Here is a 17,907-nt window from a genome sequence, read left to right as displayed (position 1 = left end):
TCACGCCGGCCACGGCTCAGTACGCGGACGACTGCTGGAAGCGCGCGTTCCAGTTCTCGGTATAGGCCTTGACCACCGCCGAGTCGCCGCGGATCAGCATGCCGTTCTCGGCGTTGCGTTCTTCGGCGGACTTGGTGAAGTTGAACGACCCGGTGAATACGGCCTGGTCATCGAACACCATGACCTTGTTGTGGGCGATCGCGGGCTTGGTGTCGATGACGACCGGAATGCCCGCGTGCTTGAGGAAGGTGGCGCTGGTGTAGCGTTCGCTCACCTGGCTCTTGTCGACGATCACGCGTACATCGACGCCGCGCTTGTGCGCCTGCACCACGGCTTCGGCGATGGGCTTGCTGGTGAACGAGTAGGCCTGGATCAGCAGCCGCCGGCGCGTACCGCGGATCGCATTGACGAGCAGGTCCTGGCAGCTCAGCCCGTCGGGGACGAAGCACAGGGTATAGCCGCTGCCCGACGCAAACGGCTTGGCGTTGACCGGACGGGCCGACGCATCCTGCCGCGCGTTCTGGCCCGGGATGTCGGGCATGTGCTTTGAAATTGCGTCGTTGAAGGTGCTGCTGATGGTATCGGTGATGCTGTCGAGCGCCGAGGCGGAGCGGGCATGAGCCAGGCCGGTTGCGCATGCGGCGAGCAGTAGGGCGGACAGGGCCGCGCGCTTGGATCGGTGAGTCACGGTGCGATTCGGTTCGGGGACGGAGGCCCGCATTGCCACGCCGCGCGGCAATGCGGGCCCGCAGCGTAGCAGCACGCTCCGCACCGGACAAGCCGCGCGTGTGTAACAGTCCTTTTCACCGCATGCGTCTACTGGGTTTTCACCGTGGTGCTGCCTATGATGGATAAACCGCGCCGGGTGCCAGCCGGCCAAGGAGACGGACATGAGCGACCATACCTACAAGCTCGTCGAAATCGTCGGCTCATCGCCGGACGGCAGCGACCACGCCATTCGCAATGCGATCGCCAAGGCCGGCGAGACCATCAAGAACATTGACTGGTTTGAAGTGGTGGAAACGCGCGGCCATATCGAGAACGGCAAGGTCGGGCATTTCCAGGTGACGCTGAAGATCGGCTTTCGCGTGACCTGAGCGGCCACCAACGGCAGGCGGATTTCCTTCACGTCGAAGTGCGATTCGCCGATCAGTGCCTTGTCGTATTCGCTCGCCAGTCCCACAACGTGCTGGCGTCGACGGGTTGTTGCGCAGTCCAATCGCGAGGTCCGGTATTGGGCTGCGATGCTGACCGCCTATGAAATCCCGCACCAGGTCCAACGAGGCGTGGGCCCGCTTCTACATCCTCGATGAACGCAATGAGCCGGTCCAGGTGGCTGGCCATGGCGAATGGTCGCGCTGGATGGAGGAGAACGACCCCGTGTTCCGCCGTACCGTGCTGCAGGCTGCCGGCAGCACGGTGACCACGCGCTTCCGCGGGGTGTCGGAAGCCGCGCCGGTGGACACGCCGCTATTTATCACGCGCGTGGCCGGGGCAGCGGATCCCGGCGGGAACCGCAGCTACGGGGCCAGCTCGCTGCAAGCGGCGCTCGCGCAGCACGAACGGATCGTGCAGAAGCTGCTGCGCGGTGAACTGGCGAGCAAGGGTCTGGAATGATCCGGCCTGTCCCGCACGGCAAGAACGCTGTGCGCGCGCCGGTGTCCAACCTGTGCTGCCAGCCACTCGACGAAGGCGCAATGGAGGATCCACCATGCATGACGTTGCCTTCGTACATGCCCACGCGGCCAATGCCCGCTGGCAGGACGCGCTGGCGGACTGCCGCCAGCAACTGGAGGCCCAGCTTGCAGTGCAACACGCCCGGCTGGGCTGCGCGGTCGCCCTGACGCTTGGCTGGTGCTACCTGAGCGACTACTACGCAACGGCCGCCGAGCGCATTCTCGATGCATTGCAGCAGGAATGGCCCGGCGTGGCCTGGGTCGGTACGGCGGCAATGGGCATATCGGCTTGCGGGGTGGAGTACATCGATGAGCCCGCACTGGCGCTGATGATGGCGCCGTTGCCGCGGGACGCGTTCCGGCTGTTCTCGGGGCGCAAGCCCTTGCCGCCAGCCACTTCAGGCTTCACGCCTCATACCGCGCTCGTGCATGCGGAGGGGTCGACGCCAGACCTCCAGGACCTGCTGCGCGAACTGAGCGAACGCACGGCGACCGGCTACCTGTTCGGCGGATTGTCGTCGGCACGCAATCAGACACTGCAGATCGCCGACGGCATCTTCACGGGCGGCCTGTCGGGCGTACTGTTCGGCCCTGGCGTTGGCCTGATCTCTCGCGTGACGCAGGGCTGCCAGCCCATCGGGCCTGCGCGAACGGTGACGCGCGCGGAACGCAACGTGGTGTTCACGCTGGACCATGAACCCGCCCTCGACTGCGTGCTCAAGGATCTCGGGCTCGAGCGCGATGCGCCGACCAAGGCCATGGCCGAGGCGCTGTCGGGAACGCTAGCCGGCCTGAGCGCCGGTACCGAAGATGCGCCAAGGCTCCCCGGCATGTTCGGCGCAGAAACCGTGGTGCGGCATCTGATCGGCCTGGACGTGCAGCATCGCGTACTCGCGCTGGCCGATGTTCCCGAAACCGGTATGCGGCTGGCGTTCTGCACGCGCAATCCAGCCGCGGCGCGCACGGACCTGACGCGCATCGCCACGGAGATCCGGGCCGAGATCGAGGGAGGCGCAGCTGGCAAGGCGCTCGGCGCGCTCTATATCAGCTGTTCCGGACGAGGTGGGCCGCATTTCGGCGCGCCCAGTGCCGAACTGCAGATCGTGCGCCGTGCGCTCGGGGATTTGCCGATGGCGGGCTTCTTTGCCAATGGCGAGATCGCTCGCGACCATCTGTACGGCTACACCGGCGTGCTGACGGTTTTCACCGGCGCTGTGGTTTCCTGAGGGACAGGCGGCACCCGTGCGCCGCGCGCACAGTTATGATGCCGGCTGTACCGCGTGCCGCCGTGACGGACACGCCACCCCCACACCGCAGACCAGGTATCTACATTGCGTTTCCTGCATACCGCCGACTGGCATCTCGGGCGGCTCTTTCATGCCCGCAGCCTGATTGAAGACCAGGCCTACATCCTCGACCAGTTTGTCGAACTGGTGCGCACCGAGCGGCCCGACGCCGTGCTGATCGCCGGCGATGTCTATGACCGTGCCGTGCCGCCGCCGGAAGCGGTGGCGCTGCTCGATGACGTGCTGGCACGGATCATCCTGGACGTGGGCGTTCCTGTCGTGCTGATCGCCGGCAACCACGACAGCGCGCAGCGGCTGGAATTCGGCGCCCGGCTGATGCAGTCGCAGGGCCTGCACGTTGCCGGCTGCACGTCCGCCACACCGGCCTGCGTGTCGTTGCATGACGCGCATGGCGAAGTGCGACTCTATGCGCTGCCGTATGCGGAGCCGGCCGTCGTGCGCGACGCGCTCGGTGCCGAACTGCCCACCCATGAGGCGGCATTGTGCGCGCAGCTCGACGCGATTCGTGCGAGCCATCCGGCCGGTATGCGCTCCGTGGTGGTCGGCCATGCGTTCGTGGTCGGCGGCGCGGTCAGCGAATCCGAGCGGCCGTTATCGGTGGGCGGCAGCGGCGCTGTTGCCGCGCAAGCGTTCCAAGGGTTCGACCTTGTTGCGCTGGGCCACTTGCACCGGCCCCAGACCCTCGACGGGCGGGTGCATTACGCCGGCTCGCTGCTCAAGTATTCGTTGTCGGAATGCGGTCACGACAAATCCGTGTCGATGATCGACCTTGGCGCTGACGGCAGCGTGCAAATCACGCCCATGCCCCTGCGGCCGCTACGCGACCTGCGTATCGTGGAAGGCAAACTCAGCGAGCTGATCGCCGCTGCCGCCGATGACGCGCGACGTGATGACTATGTCTATGCACGCCTGACGGACACCGGCGCGCTGCTGGACCCGATGGCGAAGCTGCGGCAGGCTTATCCCAACGCGCTCGCGGTCGAGCGCACCGTGCTGGCACGCGGCGGTGTAGCCGGCGATGCGGCGCGGCGCCTGCGCGAACAAAGCACGGGCGAGCTCTTCGCGAGCTTCTTCCGCGAAGTGGTCGATGCGGAACTCGATGATGGCCAGCGTGGCGCGCTGGAACAGGTGCTGGCCGGCATGGCCGCGGCACAGCGGGAGTCCGCATGAGACCCCTGCACCTGACAATGCAGGCCTTCGGGCCGTTTTCCGGCACTGAGGCAATCGATTTCACGCGCCTGGGCGAGCAGGCCTTCTTCCTGATTCACGGGCCTACAGGTGCCGGTAAGACCACGCTGCTCGATGCGGTCTGCTTCGCACTCTATGGCGATACTTCCGGCGGCGAACGCAGCGCGCAGGCCATGCGCAGCGCCAACGCCGCGCCCGGATTGCGCACGGAAGTCGCGCTCGAATTCAGCCTTGGCGAAAAGCGCTACCGCGTCGTGCGTTCTCCCGCGCAGGAGCGGCCGAAGCAGCGTGGCGAAGGCATGGTCAACGAGACCCCGAAGGCCCAGCTCGACGCATGGGACGGTGACGGCTGGGTCAGCAAAGCCGGGCAGCCGGCCAAGGTCACCGAGGCCGTCCGCGAACTGCTGGGCTTTGACAGCGCACAGTTCCGCCAGGTCATCGTGCTGCCGCAGGGACGCTTCCGCGAACTGCTGACCGCGAGCTCGCAGGCGCGGCAATCGATCCTGGAGCGCCTGTTCCGCACCGAGCTGTACCGGCGCGTGGAAGAGTTGCTGAAAGGCGAAGCGGCCGGCATCAAGCGCGAAGCCGAGCGCATCGGCGACCAGCGCCAGGCGCTGCTCGGGCAATTCGAGATGGAATCGACGGAAACGCTGGCTGCAGGCATCGCCCAGCTCCAGCAGGAACTGGGCGACCTGCAACAGCAGGAACAGGCTGCGCGTGCCACGCTGGCTGCTGCGCAGTCGGCGCTGCAGGCCGGCGAGCAGGTCGAGGCGCGGCTGCGCGAACGTGCCGACGCGCAAGCTGCTCACGATGCCTTGCTGGCCCGCAAGGCGACGGTCGACGAACAGCGCGTGCGTTTGCAGGCGGCGCGGCGCGCCGCGCAGGCGTGGCCTGCCGTCCAGCAGATGGAGACTGCCCAACGAGACCAGCAAACCGCGCAGGGCGCCGTGGAGCAGGCGGCTGGCGCGCTGCGGCAGCAGCAGGCCGAGGCGGCCCACTCGGGCGAACGGCTGCAGGCAGAGCTTGCGCGCGGTGACGCGCGTGAAGCCGCGCAGCGCCGCGTGATGGAATTCGAGGCGCTGCTGCCGCGCGCGCGTCAGCTCGGCAGCTTGCGCCAGTCACTTGATGCGGCGCAGAAGCAGCAGGGCGATACCGTCGCCGCGCGGGATCGTGCCGCGCAGTCGCTGGCGCAGCGGCAAGCGGAGCTGGCCTCGTCCGAAGAGGAACAGCGGCGCGCCCAGATGCTCGCCGCACAGGCGCAGGCGCTGAGCCTGCAACTGCAGGCTGTGCAGGCGCGTGCAAAGCAGATTGCCCGCTACCGGCAGACCGGACAGGCGGTGGCAAAAGCCCGCGAGGCGTTTGCGCGTAGCGACGCTGCGGCTACGCGTGCCGCAACCGGCCGTGAGTCCGCGCGCGCGGTGCTGGCCGCCACCGAATCGGCATGGCGCACCGGACAGGCCGCGCGCCTGGCTGCCGCACTGACAGCGGGGGACACATGTCCCGTGTGCGGCGGGACCGATCATCCGTCGCTGGCGCAACACAGCGGCGAACTGGTATCGGATGATGCGCTTGAACATGCGCGGATCGCCTCGCGAGAGGCCGATGATCTCGTGCTGCGCGCTGCTAATGCCCGGCACGCCGCGCAGGCGGACGTCGAGCGGCTGTCAGAGCAACTCGCGGAACTCGAAGCGGATATCGGCGATGGTGCGCTGCGCACCGTGGAGTCGACGGCGCAGGCCCTGGCGGCACAGACGGCGGAGCTTGAGCGCGATCTGGCGGCGGCACAGGCTTCGGCTGCCCGGCTGCAACGCATGCCGGCGGTCATTGAGGAACGGCGTTCAGCGCTGGCTACCGCTGATGACCTCCACCGCAAGGCCTGCGCGGCGGTGGAATCCGCGGCGCAGGCGCTTGCCCAACTGCAGGGCGAGTGGCGCGCAGCCTGTGCCCAGTTGCCGGAAGATTTACGCGTTCCGCAAGCGATCGAAGCCGCGCTTCAGCAGGTGCGCAAGCAGATGGCCGTGCTTGTCGCCGCTCTTGAGTCGGCGCAGGCGGCCGACAAGCACGCCACGGCGGCGCTGGCGCGCGCCGAAGCGGCCAGCCAGTCCGCATTGGCGACGCAGGTCCGGACAGGCGAACGTCTGCAAGAGGCCCGCAGCGCGGCGGATGCCATGCTGGCAGCGTCGGGGTTTGCCGACATGGCGGCATTCAGCGCGGCACGGCTCGATGCCGCGGCAATGGAAGGGCTGGATGATGCGGTGCGCAGGTACGACGAAGCACTCGCGGTGGCCGCGCACGGCCTTTCACGTGCGATTGCGGCGGCCGAAGGGCTATCGGCCCCGGACATCGATGGCTTGCGTACTGCTGCGTCGACCGCCGCCGCCGGTGTCGAAGACCTGGTCCGGCGGCAAGCCGATCGGGGCCGCATGCGTGACAACCTGCTGCAATGCCAGCGGCAGCTCGATGCACTGGCAGCCGCCAACAGCGAGATAGAGGCGCGCTACGCGGTGCTCGGGCGCCTGGCGGAGGTTGCCAACGGCAACAATCCGCGCCGCATGACGTTCCAGCGTTTTGTGCTGGCCACCTTGCTCGACGAGGTACTGGAAGCGGCGTCCGTGCGCCTGCTGGCGATGAGCCGGGGCCGCTATACGCTGCAGCGCGTACGCGAGCAGACCGACCAGCGCTCGGCCGGCGGCCTCGATCTGGAAGTGTTCGACTATGACACCGGCGCGGCGCGGCCGGCCAACACGCTGTCGGGCGGCGAGGGGTTCCTCGCGTCCCTGTCGCTGGCGCTGGGGCTGGCCGACGTGGTGCAGTCGCGCTCGGGCGGCATCCAGCTCGACACGCTGTTCGTCGACGAAGGCTTCGGTACGCTCGATCCGGAAAGCCTGGACTTCGCGATCCGTACATTGCTGGACCTGCAGCAGGCCGGACGGCTGGTGGGGATCATCTCGCACGTCGCTGAACTGCGCGAACGCATCGACGTTCGGCTCGAAGTCAAGCCTGGCGCTGCGGGCAGTCGCGCGGTGATGCAGTTGCCCTGATCGCGATGGTGGGGTCAGGCCGTGAAGACCTGTTGACAGCGGATCGCCATGATCTGCGCTTCGAACGCGCGGGCTGCCAGGCGCGGCAGGCGCACACGCGTGCGCGGCGTGGGCATTTGCGGAGCCGGCTCGGCTGGCGGGACGTCAAGCTTCCAGTGTTGCCGCGTGGTACGCAGAATCCGTTCCAGCGCATCGTGATGACTATTATTGAAGGTCCTTGAGGGACTGGGGTGGCGCGGGATGGCGATTGCGCGTGCCATGATGTCCGACTCCTCTGGCTGTTCTGGTCAGGCCCTGGGGGCCTGACTCGTTGTCTTCAGACTTGCCGGGGCGTGCCGGGTGGTCCGATGGCGGTTGCCATGTGGCATGTCTTGAGGCAAGCATAGGCAACGGGGATCCGCGGCCGTATCGAAGCCGGGCCGATTGTGGCGTCGGCTCTGTCCTACAGGCGCTGAATGAGGCCCTCGGTGTATCGCACCCTCCATCTATGGGCCTCCTTAAATCGAGTGCGGCCGATTACCGGACAAGCTCTTTACCGTTGTCTTGACCCGCATTTGTCGCGAGGTGTACTCTGTTCATAGTGCGAATTCAAGTTCGTAATTAGAACAAAACTGACGCACTTCTGTTGGAACACGTCTTGGCTAGTGCGCCATCACCGGTGCTTGCGCCAGACGCCCGTCCGGCAGGCATGCCCGGAGACAGTTTTTGCGCGCCGCGCCTTGCGGCCGGTTCCGGCACCTGCCAGACCTCTACCCGGACTGGAACGCAAGTGATCAACAAGCTATTCGACTCGGTGGAAGCGGCGGTGGCCGGCATCCACGACGGCGCCACGATCCTGATCGGCGGTTTCGGCATGGCAGGCATGCCCGCTGAACTGATCGATGCCCTGATCGCCCAAGGCGCGCGCGACCTCACCATCGTCAACAACAACGCCGGCAACGGCGACACCGGCCTGGCCGCGCTGCTGAAGACCAAACGCGTGCGCAAGATCATCTGTTCGTTCCCGCGCCAGACGGACTCGTACGTGTTCGACTCGCTGTACCACGCTGGCGAAATCGAACTGGAACTGGTGCCGCAGGGCAACCTGGCCGAGCGCATCCGCGCCGCCGGTGCCGGCATCGGCGGTTTCTTCACGCGCACGGCCTACGGCACGCCGCTGGCCGAAGGCAAGGAAACGCGCATCATCGACGGCCAGGGCTATGTTTTCGAAAAGCCCATTCACGCCGACTTCGCCCTGATCAAGGCCGACAAGGCCGACCGCTGGGGCAACCTGACGTATCGCAAGACCGCTCGCAACTTCGGCCCGATCATGGCCATGGCTGCCAAGTGCCCCATCGTGCAGGTGAGCCACGTGGTGGAACTGGGCGAGCTGGATCCCGAGCACATCGTGACGCCGGGCCTGTTCGTCAAGCGCGTGGTGAAGGTCTGAGCGAAGGAGAGCGAACATGCAAAAACTGACCCGCGACCAAATGGCCGCCCGCGTGGCCAAAGACATCCCCGAAGGTGCCGTGGTGAACCTCGGCATCGGACTGCCCACGCTGGTGGGCAACCACCTGCCCGCAGACAAGGAAATCCTGCTGCACAGCGAGAATGGCCTGCTCGGCATGGGCCCCGCGCCCGCGGCCGGTGAAGAAGACGGCGACCTGATCAACGCCGGCAAGCAGCCAGTGACGATCAAGGCTGGCGGTTCCTATTTCCATCACGCCGATTCGTTCGCCATGATGCGCGGCGGCCACCTCGACTTCTGCGTGCTGGGTGCGTTCCAGGTCTCCGAGAAGGGCGACCTGGCCAACTGGCACACCGGCGCACCGGGCGCCATCCCCGCCGTTGGCGGTGCGATGGACCTCGCCATCGGGGCCAAGCAGGTGTTCGTGATGATGGAACACCTTACCAAGCAGGGCGAAAGCAAGATCGTGCCGCAGTGCTCCTATCCGCTGACGGGCATCGGTTGCGTGACGCGCATCTACACTGATCTGGCCACCATCGACGTAACCACCGACGGGCTGGTTGCGCGCGACCTGGTGGAAGGGCTGAGCTTTGACGAGTTGCAGCGCCTGACCGGCGTTACCCTGATCCAGGGCTGACCACTGATATCAAGACCGAGAGAGAGACATGACCGAAGCCTTTATCTGCGACGCCATCCGTACGCCCATCGGCCGTTACGGCGGCAGCCTGTCCGCGGTACGCGCGGACGACCTGGGCGCGGTGCCCCTGAAAGCGCTGATGGCGCGCAATCCGAACGTGGACTGGAAAGCCGTCGACGACGTGATCTACGGTAATGCCAACCAGGCCGGCGAAGATAACCGCAACGTGGCACGCATGTCGTCGCTGCTGGCCGGTCTGCCGCAGGACGTGCCGGGTGCCACCATCAACCGCCTGTGCGGTTCCGGCATGGACGCAACCGGCACGGCCGCGCGCGCCATCAAGGCCGGCGAAGCGACCCTGATGATCGCCGGCGGCGTGGAAAGCATGAGCCGCGCTCCGTTCGTGATGGGCAAGGCCACCAGCGCGTTCTCGCGCGATGCGCAGATCTTCGACACCACGATCGGCTGGCGCTTCATCAACCCGGCGATGCGGGCTGCGTATGGCGTTGACTCGATGCCCGAGACCGCCGAGAACGTCGCGACCGACTACAAGATCAGCCGCGAAGACCAGGATCTGATGGCGCTGCGCAGCCAGGAAAAGGCCTCGCGCGCACAGGCCGACGGTACGCTGGCCCAGGAAATCACCGCAGTGACGATCGCCCAGAAGAAGGGCGACCCGATCATCGTCGAGCGTGACGAGCATCCGCGTGCGACCAGCATGGAAGCGCTGGGCAAGCTGCGCGGCGTGGTCCGTGCTGACGGCACCGTGACTGCCGGCAATGCATCGGGCGTGAACGACGGCGCTTGCGCGATCCTGCTCGCGAGCGAAGCCGGCATCAAGCAACACGGCCTGACCCCGCGTGCGCGCATCGTCGGTATGGCAACGGCTGGCGTGGCACCGCGTGTGATGGGCATCGGCCCGGCACCGGCCACGCAGAAGCTGATGAAGCAGCTCGGCATGACGCTGGATCAGATCGACGTGATCGAACTGAACGAAGCGTTCGCCGCGCAAGGCCTGGCCGTGCTGCGCGAACTGGGCATCGCCGACGACGACAAGCGCGTCAACCCGAACGGCGGCGCGATCGCGCTGGGCCACCCGCTCGGCATGAGCGGCGCGCGTCTGGTGACCACCGCGATGTACCAGCTGCATCGCACCGGCGGCCGCTTCGCGCTGTGCACGATGTGCATCGGCGTGGGCCAGGGTATCGCCATGGTGATCGAACGCGTCTGACGCTTCGGCATAGCGCATGCGCCGCGGCCCGCTACGGGACGCGGCGCAGTATCGTCTCCCTCCCCCGTGACGGAGCCATGCTGCAGGGCCGACAGGCTCGCCGGTCCGGCGGCATGTAGTGAGTGAAGTCGCGATTGTTTGCAAGATCCGGTCCACGAGCGGCCGGAGCGGAGTTGAAGATGTCTCTTCCCAACGCCACGATCGTCACCGGCGCCAGTTCCGGTATCGGGCGCGCCATCAGCGAAATGCTGCTGGCAGACGGCAATACCCGGGTGGTCAATATCGACTACACCGAGCCGGGCTGGTCGCACCCCAACATGACCTTTTTCCAGGCTGACCTGACCAATGCCGAGGCGACACGCGCCGTGGCGGAGCAGGTCACCTCGCAGTTCGACGTCACGCGGCTCGTGAACAACGCGGGCGCCACGCGTCCGGGCACGGCCGATTCGGCCACCGTGGCCGACCTCGACTATGTCGTCGGCCTGCACTTGCAGGCGGCCATGCTGCTCACGCAGGCATGCCTGCCTGCGATGCGCGCCGCCGGGTTCGGCCGCGTGGTCAACATGGCTTCGCGCGCGGCGCTGGGCAAGCCCGAGCGCGTGGTGTACTCGGCGACCAAGGCCGGGCTGATCGGCATGACCCGTACGCTGGCCATGGAGCTCGGCGGCGACGGCATCACCGTGAACGCGGTGGCGCCGGGCCCGATCGCCACGGAGCTGTTCCGCAAGAGCAATCCCGAAGGCAGCGAGCAGACCCGCCGCATCCTCGCGAGCATCGCCGTGAAGCGCATGGGCACGCCGGAAGACGTGGCACGCGCCGCGCTGTTCTTCCTGTCGCCCGACAACGGGTTCGTCACGGGGCAAGTGCTCTACGTGTGCGGCGGCACCACGCTTGGCGTGGCACCGGTCTGAGGCGCACGCCTGCTCAAGCATTCAAATAGAACAGACGTTATTAAAACGTCATATCAGGATGTGATCCTTTTCCCATGGGCCACATCCGGCGAGGACAGCGCCACCGCGCTGTCTTCTTTCAGGGCAGCAATCACGCTATCTGGCAATAGCCTGCGACCGGCACATGGTGCGCGCGGGCAACAAGGACAACCGGAGTAAACCGATGAGACTCGATTCCCAGACTTCCACGACCCGCCGCCGCCTGCTGGCCGCAGGCGTTGCGCTGGCTACCACCATTGCCGGCTTTGCCGGTGCCGCACATGCTCAGGGTGGTTACCCGACCAAGCCGATCACGATGATCGTGCCGTTCTCGGCAGGCGGCACCACCGACATCCTTGCCCGTATCGTCGGCCTGCAACTGGGCAAGGCGCTCGGCCAGCCCGTGGTGATCGACAACCGCCCGGGCGCAGGCGGCAATATCGGCGCATCGCTGGCGGCCAAGGCGCCTGGCGATGGCTACACGCTGTTCATGGGCACCATCGGCACGCACGCGATCAACCAGTCGCTGTACTCGAAGCTGCCGTACGACCCGGTCAAGGACTTCGCGCCGATCAGCCGCGTGGCCATGGTGCCGAACCTGGTGGTGGTGAACCCCAAGGTGCCGGTCCACAACATCAAGGAACTGGTCGCCTACGTGAAGGCCAATCCGGACAAGCTGTCTTACGGTTCGTCGGGCAGCGGCTCGTCGATGCACCTGTCGGGCGAGTTGTTCAACTCGATGACCGGCCTGCACATCCAGCACATCCCGTACAAGGGCAGCGCGCCTGCCGTGAACGACCTGCTGGGCAACCAGATCGGCCTGATGTTCGACAACATGCCGTCGTCGTACCCGCACGTGAAGGCCGGCAAGCTGCGCGCGATCGCCGTGACCTCGGCCAAGCGCTCGCCGGCGCTGCCGAACGTGCCGACCGTGGCGGAATCGGGCGTGCCCGGCTATGAAGCCACATCGTGGTTCGCGCTGTACGCCACCGGCGGCACGCCGCAAGCCATCGTTGACCGCCTGAACGCCGAAGTCGTGAAGATCCTGGCCATGCCGGAAGTGAAGAAGCAGATGGCCGACCAGGGCGCCGAGCCGTATCCGGAAAAGCCGGCGCAGCTCTCCGCGTTCATGAAGTCCGAAACCGCGAAGTGGGCGAAGGTCGTGAAGTCCTCGGGCGCGACCGTGGACTGATCCTCACGGCAGTGTTGCCTTGACGAGAGCCGGCCCTGGGCCGGCTCTTTGCATTGGGAGGCGATCGTCGGGGCCAAAGAAAACCCGCCATATCGGCGGGTTCAATCCGTGCCCACAGGCAGGCCCGGAGGAGACAACCGGCGAGGTCATCCCGGAGGAGCTTTGGCTATCCCAGGCAGTACTTCACCACCTGTTCTTCAACGCCGACGAAGCGCACGAGCTGGCGCAGGCCGCTCGCGTATTCCTTGATGTGATGGCCGTCCGGCGTATCGGGCAGGCGGTAGTAAACCGGTGGGCGGGACGGCATCAGTGCCACGGCGTCGGCCGGAAGCTGCACGGTATCCGCCTCCCAGGCGACGTCACGGTCTTCTGCAAGATCGTGTCCTCTCGTCATTTCCATTGGCTCCGATAAACAGGGCGCGAGCGGGTGAGGCGATGCCAGTCTCGCGCAGACAGGGGGTAATGTTCGCAATGTATGCCATGCGTCGCAGAAATGCTATTCAGTATTTTTTAATTCTAAGAGGCATGCGCTATCAAAATTGTTGGTTTTAGCGATTCTGTAGCAATTGTCGTCGCCCCCGAGCGTCAGACATTGTCTGTCGATATGCGTTCGGCGGTTGCCGCGCAAGGCCTTGCGCTACCATAGCGCGATCCACCGTGAGGCCGCAGTCGTACCCACAGTCGTATCGCTTCCCGGCCGATCAACCGCCCACATGGCTACCTTCCCAGCGAATGTCGACACAGCACGCCTTGTTGATTTCCCTGATCGAGAAACCGTCGTCCGGTTATGACCTGGCACGCCGTTTCGACCGTTCGATCGGCTATTTCTGGCACGCGACGCACCAGCAGATTTACCGAGAACTGGGCCGCATGGCCGAACATGGATGGATTGCCGCCGAAGACAACGAACAGGGCAGCGATGCCAATGGCAACACCACGGCCAATGGCGAAGAGAAGAAGAGCCGCAAGAAGGTCTACCACGTGTTGCCCGCAGGCCGCGAGGAACTGGTGCGGTGGGTGCTGGAGCCCGGCGCCGGGCTGGACCAGCGCGAAGAGATCCTGGTCAAGCTGCGTGCGGATGCGGCGATCGGCCCGCTGGGCCTGGCCGATGAAATGCGCCGGCTGATTGCATTGCACCAGGCGCGGTTGGAAACCTATCAGGCGATCGAGCGCCGGGATTTCGCCGGCGCGCGCCCGGACCGCGGCGAGCAGTTGCGCTTCGCGCTTTTGCGTCGCGGCATTCGCTTCGAACAGGATTGGGTGGCGTGGGGCAACGACCTGCTGCCCCTGCTGGCGGCGCCGTCCGGCAACCGCCAGGAATGAACCCTTCCGACGTCGTCAGGCGACGTCCACCGTGCGCGCCGGCTGCGCAAGCGCGGCATCGGGCAGCCCCAGGCGGCGCCGGGCCAGCGCATATTCCTCGGTAAAGCGGCGCACCAGTTCGGCAGCCGGCACCACGCGCTTGATCGCGCCCACGCCCTGGCCGGCACCCCAGATGTCCTTCCATGCCTTGGCGCTGGCGGAGCCGAAATTCATCTTCGACGGATCCGATTCCGGCAGGGCCTGCGGGTCCAGGCCCGCGCGCTCGATGCTGCCGCGCAGATAGTTGCCGTGCACGCCGGTGAACAGGTTCGAGTAGACGATGTCGTTCGCCGAGCTGTCCACGATCATCTGCTTGTAGGCGTCCTGGGCATTTGCTTCCTGCGTCGCAATGAAGGCCGAGCCGATATAGGCCAGGTCCGCGCCTGCCGCCTGCGCGGCCAGGATGGCGTCGCCGCTGGCAATGGCGCCTGACAGCAGCAGCGGGCCGTCGAACCATTCGCGGATTTCATGCAGCAGCGCGAACGGCGACAGCGTGCCGGCGTGGCCGCCCGCGCCCGCCGCCACGGCGACCAGGCCGTCGGCACCTTTCTCGATCGCCTTGCGCGCAAACGTGTTGTTGATGACATCGTGCAGCACGATGCCGCCGTACGAATGCACGGCTTCATTGACTTCGGTGCGCGCGCCCAGCGAGGTGATCACGATGGGCACCTTGTAGCGCACGCACAGTTCCAGGTCATGCTCGAGCCGGTCGTTGGACTTGTGCACGATCTGGTTGACCGCGAACGGCGCGGACGGACGGTCCGGGTGTTTGGCATCGTGTTCCGCGAGTTCGGTCGTGATGCGGTCCAGCCATTCTTCGAGCTTCGGCGCCGGCCGTGCGTTGAGCGCGGGAAACGAACCGACCACGCCGGCCTTGCACTGGGCGATGACCAGGTCCGGATTGGAGATAATGAACAGTGGCGAGCATACGGCCGGCAGCGATAGCCGGTTCTTCAGCTGGGCGGGAAGCGACATGCGGAACTCCTTGATGGAAACGGGCGAGGTAGCGTTGACGGGCGGCTTCAGGCCGCCCCGGTGAGTACTTGCTTCTGGCTGGCCAGGCGTGCGCCCATGGCGGCGCCCAGTGCCTGCAGGCCGCTCAGTGGCCGGATCATGACCTCGAACTCAGCGATCTTGCCTTGCGCGTCGAAGCGGATCATGTCGATGCCCTTGAGCTGCTTGCCGTCCACCTGTGCGCTGAATTCGAGCACTACGCTGTGGCCGTCTTCGCTGACGAAGCTCCGGTGGTAGCGGAACTCCTGGAATACCTGATTGACCGTGGTCAGCACCAGCACGATGGCGGCGCGCCCCGGGTATGGCGTATGGGCGACCGGCGAGCGGAACACCACGTCGTCGGCCATGATCTCGCCCAGTCCTTCGAATGAATGGGTGGCTAGCATCTCGTGCCAGGCGGCCAGGGTGGGTTGGGCGTTCGGAATCAGGGCGGCGTTCATGGGCGGTGGTCTCCTCGTTCTGCTGGTCGGCAAGTTATTGAAACTATGCAACCAGTTGCATTGACGAGTGAAAGGTAGCATGAGCGGGACGTACCCGCAAGCGTGTGCAGCGCAGTCACGGGCGCCGAGCGCCCGTGCAGTGACGGGTTGTCTACAATTAGCGCATTGCCGTTATCTTCTGCCGGAGAGTCAGTGACCACTCAGCACAGCGAGTCCAGCGCGGATGGACCCCAGGCAGCCTTGTTCGATGCCGACCTGGCAAGCTGGCACAGCCATCCCGAGCGTGCGTTCGACGGCTGGCTTGCGCGCAACGGTTTCCGCCATGGCACCAGCGTGGTCTATCGAGCGATGTGGGGAAAACTGCTGCGGTGGTCGGCCGAACGCGGCCTGGCGCCGCTGTCCTGGTCCGCCAGCCAGATCGGCGAGTTCCTGGACGAGCAGGACCTGCACAAGTCGCATCGCTACCGCTATGCGCGCCTGATCGAGCGGATCTACAACCATCTCGCCCGGCTGCAGGATGGCTTGCACAACCCCGCGAGCCAGGCGGTGCGCGCGCATCTGGCCGAGGGCGAGAACGATCCGACGGCTTTCCTGCTGCCCGGCGAGCGCGACCTGCTGATCGCGCGCGTGCTCGGCCCTGCCGGCGAAGCTGCCGCGGATGGTGCCGGCGTTTCGCCCACCGAATGGAAGCGTGCGCGCGATACCGCGCTGGTGGCGGTGCTGCTGGGCGCGGGGCTGAAGGTTGGCGAAGTCCGCGCGCTGCGTACGATGGCCATCGACAGCAACCGCACCGGGCGCGTGATGCTGCGCATGGCAAAGCCGCAGAGCGGTCGCACCTATGAAACGCCGCTGTTTGCGTTTGCTCACCGGCCGCTGATGGCCTGGCTTGCACTGCGCGAAGCATCGGGAACGCTCGGCGACCTGGTGTTCCCGGCCATGCCGAGCGGGCGGCCGCTGCATGCGGCGTCCGTCTATCGGCGGGTGGAATTGCTGCTGGACGAGGCTGGCGTGCTGTCGGCACGCAGTGAACGCGCCTCGCCGCAGACCCTGCGCAACACCTGCGGCGCAATGCATTTCGAGGCTGGTGCATCGCCGGCAATGGTGGCGCAGTGGCTCGGCATGCGCGATTTCGAGTCTGGCTGGCGGCTGCGCGCCGCGCACGAAGCGTGGGTGGCCCGTGCTGGCCTGCTGCCGGCAAGTGCCGCGGCGGGCGGCTGATTCAGGCAAGCCGTCGCCAGCGTCGGCGATAATAGTGGTTGTTCCGGCGTGTGCTGTGCTGCACACAACGCGCTGAGTCGGCCCTCCGATGGTCGATGTTCGCCCATCGTTTTTCTGATTGATTACTGAATTTCCATGTCCCAGACCTTGCTGCTTACCGGTGCTACTGGCTATATCGCTTCCCATACCTGGGTCGCATTGCTCAATGCCGGCTACAAGGTGATCGGGCTCGATAATCTGTGCAATAGCAGCCGCGTGGTGGTAGACCGGCTGGCAACCATTACCGGGCAGACTCCGCATTTTGTCGAGGGCGATGTCCGCGACCGCGCGCTGCTGGACCGCCTGTTCGCCGAACATGACATCACCGGCGCAATCCATTTTGCTGCGCTCAAGGCGGTAGGGGAATCCGTCAGCCAGCCGCTCGAGTATTACAGCAACAACCTGGACGGCATGCTTACGCTATGCGCGGCCATGCGCGACGCCGGGGTAAAACAACTGGTGTTCAGTTCGTCAGCCACTGTCTACGGCAATCCGCATGCGGTGCCCATTCTCGAGGATTTCCCGTTGTCGGCCACCAACCCCTATGGCCAGACCAAGCTGATGGGCGAGCAAATCCTGCGCGATCTCGAAAAATCGGATCCCGAGTGGCGCATTGCCTACCTTCGGTATTTCAACCCGGTTGGCGCGCATGAAAGCGGGCTGATCGGCGAAGACCCGCGCGGGATCCCGAATAACCTCATGCCTTATGTCGCGCAGGTGGCTGGCGGCCGCCGTGAAAAACTCATGGTATTCGGCGGCGACTATCCGACGCCGGACGGCACCGGCGTACGCGATTACATCCACGTCTGCGACCTTGCTGATGGCCATCTGGCCGCGCTGGTCTGTTTGCGCGACCGCGGTCAGAGCATGACGGTCAACCTTGGCACGGGCAGTGGCTACAGCGTGCTGGAGGTCGTGGCGGCGTACCAGAGGGCGAGCGGACGCCCAGTGCCTTACGAGATCGTGGCGCGCCGCCCCGGCGATATTGCATCGTGCTATGCCGATCCCGCGCTGGCGCACCAGTTGCTGGGCTGGCGCGCGCGTCACGGCCTTGATCGCATGTGCGAGGATTCGTGGCGCTGGCAGTCCACCAACCCCAATGGTTTTGACGCCTGAAATCTGGGGCGTACCCGTTTCTGCGTTGCCGCGGTTTGCGGCAAACGCTGAGAAAACAAAAACGCCACGG

18 protein-coding genes are annotated in these 17,907 nt (G+C 65.9%); 13 read left to right on the top strand and 5 right to left on the bottom strand.

The annotated features are described in order from the left end of the window. Positions 1–16: 16 nt before the first annotated feature. A complete protein-coding gene (locus tag K2O51_RS05715; protein ID WP_245001847.1) occupies positions 17–688 on the bottom strand; it encodes a phospholipase D family nuclease in 672 nt (223 codons plus the stop codon). Positions 689–890: 202 nt separating this feature from the next. Between K2O51_RS05715 and K2O51_RS05710 the strand changes: the two genes are divergently transcribed. From K2O51_RS05710 to K2O51_RS05690, 5 genes are all read left to right on the top strand, one after another. Beyond that, positions 891–1,097, top strand: a complete 207-nt coding sequence (locus tag K2O51_RS05710; RefSeq protein WP_011301687.1) for a dodecin — start codon at positions 891–893, stop codon at positions 1,095–1,097. Between the two features lie 160 nt (positions 1,098–1,257). Beyond that, positions 1,258–1,617, top strand: coding sequence for a hypothetical protein (locus K2O51_RS05705; RefSeq protein WP_220630602.1), 360 nt, complete (start codon positions 1,258–1,260; stop codon positions 1,615–1,617). 94 nt (positions 1,618–1,711) lie between these two features. Further along, positions 1,712–2,902 (top strand): FIST signal transduction protein, encoded by a 1,191-nt coding sequence (locus K2O51_RS05700; RefSeq protein WP_220630601.1) that lies wholly within the window; start codon positions 1,712–1,714, stop codon positions 2,900–2,902. 105 nt (positions 2,903–3,007) lie between these two features. Next, complete coding sequence (locus K2O51_RS05695; RefSeq protein WP_220630600.1) at positions 3,008–4,153, top strand: exonuclease SbcCD subunit D; 1,146 nt, start codon at positions 3,008–3,010, stop codon at positions 4,151–4,153. Next, positions 4,150–7,212, top strand: a complete 3,063-nt coding sequence (locus K2O51_RS05690) for an AAA family ATPase (RefSeq protein WP_011301691.1) — start codon at positions 4,150–4,152, stop codon at positions 7,210–7,212. Before K2O51_RS05695 ends, K2O51_RS05690 begins: the two co-directional genes overlap by 4 nt. A gap of 14 nt (positions 7,213–7,226) precedes the next feature. Here K2O51_RS05690 and K2O51_RS05685 read toward each other — a convergent pair whose 3' ends face one another. Further along, positions 7,227–7,472 (bottom strand): hypothetical protein, encoded by a 246-nt coding sequence (locus K2O51_RS05685; RefSeq protein ID WP_011301692.1) that lies wholly within the window; start codon positions 7,470–7,472, stop codon positions 7,227–7,229. Between the two features lie 509 nt (positions 7,473–7,981). On the opposite strand from K2O51_RS05685, the gene K2O51_RS05680 reads away from it, so the two are divergent. From K2O51_RS05680 to K2O51_RS05660, 5 genes are all read left to right on the top strand, one after another. Then, positions 7,982–8,641 (top strand): 3-oxoacid CoA-transferase subunit A, encoded by a 660-nt coding sequence (locus K2O51_RS05680; RefSeq protein WP_041680343.1) that lies wholly within the window; start codon positions 7,982–7,984, stop codon positions 8,639–8,641. A gap of 16 nt (positions 8,642–8,657) precedes the next feature. Then, positions 8,658–9,296 carry a 3-oxoacid CoA-transferase subunit B gene (locus K2O51_RS05675; RefSeq protein WP_011301694.1) on the top strand — a complete coding sequence of 213 codons (639 nt, stop codon included), beginning with the start codon at positions 8,658–8,660 and terminating at the stop codon, positions 9,294–9,296. 28 nt (positions 9,297–9,324) lie between these two features. After that, positions 9,325–10,527: a 3-oxoadipyl-CoA thiolase gene (gene pcaF, locus K2O51_RS05670; RefSeq protein WP_140953077.1), complete on the top strand. Its 1,203-nt coding sequence runs from the start codon at positions 9,325–9,327 to the stop codon at positions 10,525–10,527. A gap of 179 nt (positions 10,528–10,706) precedes the next feature. Then, a complete protein-coding gene (locus tag K2O51_RS05665) occupies positions 10,707–11,438 on the top strand; it encodes an SDR family NAD(P)-dependent oxidoreductase (RefSeq protein ID WP_011301696.1) in 732 nt (243 codons plus the stop codon). A gap of 202 nt (positions 11,439–11,640) precedes the next feature. Then, positions 11,641–12,648: a Bug family tripartite tricarboxylate transporter substrate binding protein gene (locus tag K2O51_RS05660; protein WP_011301697.1), complete on the top strand. Its 1,008-nt coding sequence runs from the start codon at positions 11,641–11,643 to the stop codon at positions 12,646–12,648. Between the two features lie 166 nt (positions 12,649–12,814). Here the strand turns inward: K2O51_RS05660 and K2O51_RS05655 are convergent, their stop codons facing one another. Further along, entirely contained in the window at positions 12,815–13,042 is a 228-nt protein-coding gene (locus K2O51_RS05655; protein WP_011301698.1) for a hypothetical protein, read from the bottom strand. Between the two features lie 338 nt (positions 13,043–13,380). Between K2O51_RS05655 and K2O51_RS05650 the strand changes: the two genes are divergently transcribed. After that, a complete protein-coding gene (locus tag K2O51_RS05650) occupies positions 13,381–13,971 on the top strand; it encodes a PadR family transcriptional regulator (RefSeq protein ID WP_011301699.1) in 591 nt (196 codons plus the stop codon). A gap of 15 nt (positions 13,972–13,986) precedes the next feature. Here the strand turns inward: K2O51_RS05650 and K2O51_RS05645 are convergent, their stop codons facing one another. Together K2O51_RS05645 and K2O51_RS05640 are read right to left on the bottom strand one after the other, a co-directional pair. Continuing rightward, positions 13,987–14,985 (bottom strand): NAD(P)H-dependent flavin oxidoreductase, encoded by a 999-nt coding sequence (locus tag K2O51_RS05645; RefSeq protein WP_220630599.1) that lies wholly within the window; start codon positions 14,983–14,985, stop codon positions 13,987–13,989. A 47-nt stretch (positions 14,986–15,032) separates the two neighbouring features. Beyond that, positions 15,033–15,464, bottom strand: a complete 432-nt coding sequence (locus K2O51_RS05640; RefSeq protein WP_140949612.1) for a nuclear transport factor 2 family protein — start codon at positions 15,462–15,464, stop codon at positions 15,033–15,035. Between the two features lie 192 nt (positions 15,465–15,656). On the opposite strand from K2O51_RS05640, the gene K2O51_RS05635 reads away from it, so the two are divergent. Both K2O51_RS05635 and galE read left to right on the top strand, forming a co-directional pair. After that, positions 15,657–16,682, top strand: coding sequence for a tyrosine-type recombinase/integrase (locus K2O51_RS05635; protein ID WP_220630598.1), 1,026 nt, complete (start codon positions 15,657–15,659; stop codon positions 16,680–16,682). A 135-nt stretch (positions 16,683–16,817) separates the two neighbouring features. Then, positions 16,818–17,837 carry a UDP-glucose 4-epimerase GalE gene (gene galE, locus K2O51_RS05630; protein WP_140949610.1) on the top strand — a complete coding sequence of 340 codons (1,020 nt, stop codon included), beginning with the start codon at positions 16,818–16,820 and terminating at the stop codon, positions 17,835–17,837. Positions 17,838–17,907 lie beyond the last annotated feature (70 nt).

Origin of the sequence: Cupriavidus pinatubonensis (assembly GCF_019602855.1) — a bacterium.
In the GTDB taxonomy this organism is placed as follows: Bacteria; Pseudomonadota; Gammaproteobacteria; order Burkholderiales; family Burkholderiaceae; genus Cupriavidus; species Cupriavidus pinatubonensis.
The sequence above is the reverse complement of the archived record's forward strand: the minus strand, read 5'-3'. Positions and strand labels throughout refer to the sequence as shown.

Bases quoted from the DNA above. Each gene is read 5' to 3' on its own strand.
- K2O51_RS05710 (WP_011301687.1), top strand. From the start codon at position 891: ATGAGCGACCATACCTACAAGCTCGTCGAAATCGTCGGCTCATCGCCG.
- K2O51_RS05655 (WP_011301698.1), bottom strand. From the start codon at position 13,042: ATGACGAGAGGACACGATCTTGCAGAAGACCGTGACGTCGCCTGGGAG.
- K2O51_RS05665 (WP_011301696.1), top strand. From the start codon at position 10,707: ATGTCTCTTCCCAACGCCACGATCGTCACCGGCGCCAGTTCCGGTATC.
- K2O51_RS05650 (WP_011301699.1), top strand. From the start codon at position 13,381: ATGTCGACACAGCACGCCTTGTTGATTTCCCTGATCGAGAAACCGTCG.
- K2O51_RS05645 (WP_220630599.1), bottom strand. From the start codon at position 14,985: ATGTCGCTTCCCGCCCAGCTGAAGAACCGGCTATCGCTGCCGGCCGTA.
- pcaF (WP_140953077.1), top strand. From the start codon at position 9,325: ATGACCGAAGCCTTTATCTGCGACGCCATCCGTACGCCCATCGGCCGT.
- K2O51_RS05640 (WP_140949612.1), bottom strand. From the start codon at position 15,464: ATGAACGCCGCCCTGATTCCGAACGCCCAACCCACCCTGGCCGCCTGG.
- K2O51_RS05705 (WP_220630602.1), top strand. From the start codon at position 1,258: ATGAAATCCCGCACCAGGTCCAACGAGGCGTGGGCCCGCTTCTACATC.
- K2O51_RS05700 (WP_220630601.1), top strand. From the start codon at position 1,712: ATGCATGACGTTGCCTTCGTACATGCCCACGCGGCCAATGCCCGCTGG.
- K2O51_RS05675 (WP_011301694.1), top strand. From the start codon at position 8,658: ATGCAAAAACTGACCCGCGACCAAATGGCCGCCCGCGTGGCCAAAGAC.
- galE (WP_140949610.1), top strand. From the start codon at position 16,818: ATGTCCCAGACCTTGCTGCTTACCGGTGCTACTGGCTATATCGCTTCC.
- K2O51_RS05690 (WP_011301691.1), top strand. From the start codon at position 4,150: ATGAGACCCCTGCACCTGACAATGCAGGCCTTCGGGCCGTTTTCCGGC.
- K2O51_RS05660 (WP_011301697.1), top strand. From the start codon at position 11,641: ATGAGACTCGATTCCCAGACTTCCACGACCCGCCGCCGCCTGCTGGCC.
- K2O51_RS05685 (WP_011301692.1), bottom strand. From the start codon at position 7,472: ATGGCACGCGCAATCGCCATCCCGCGCCACCCCAGTCCCTCAAGGACC.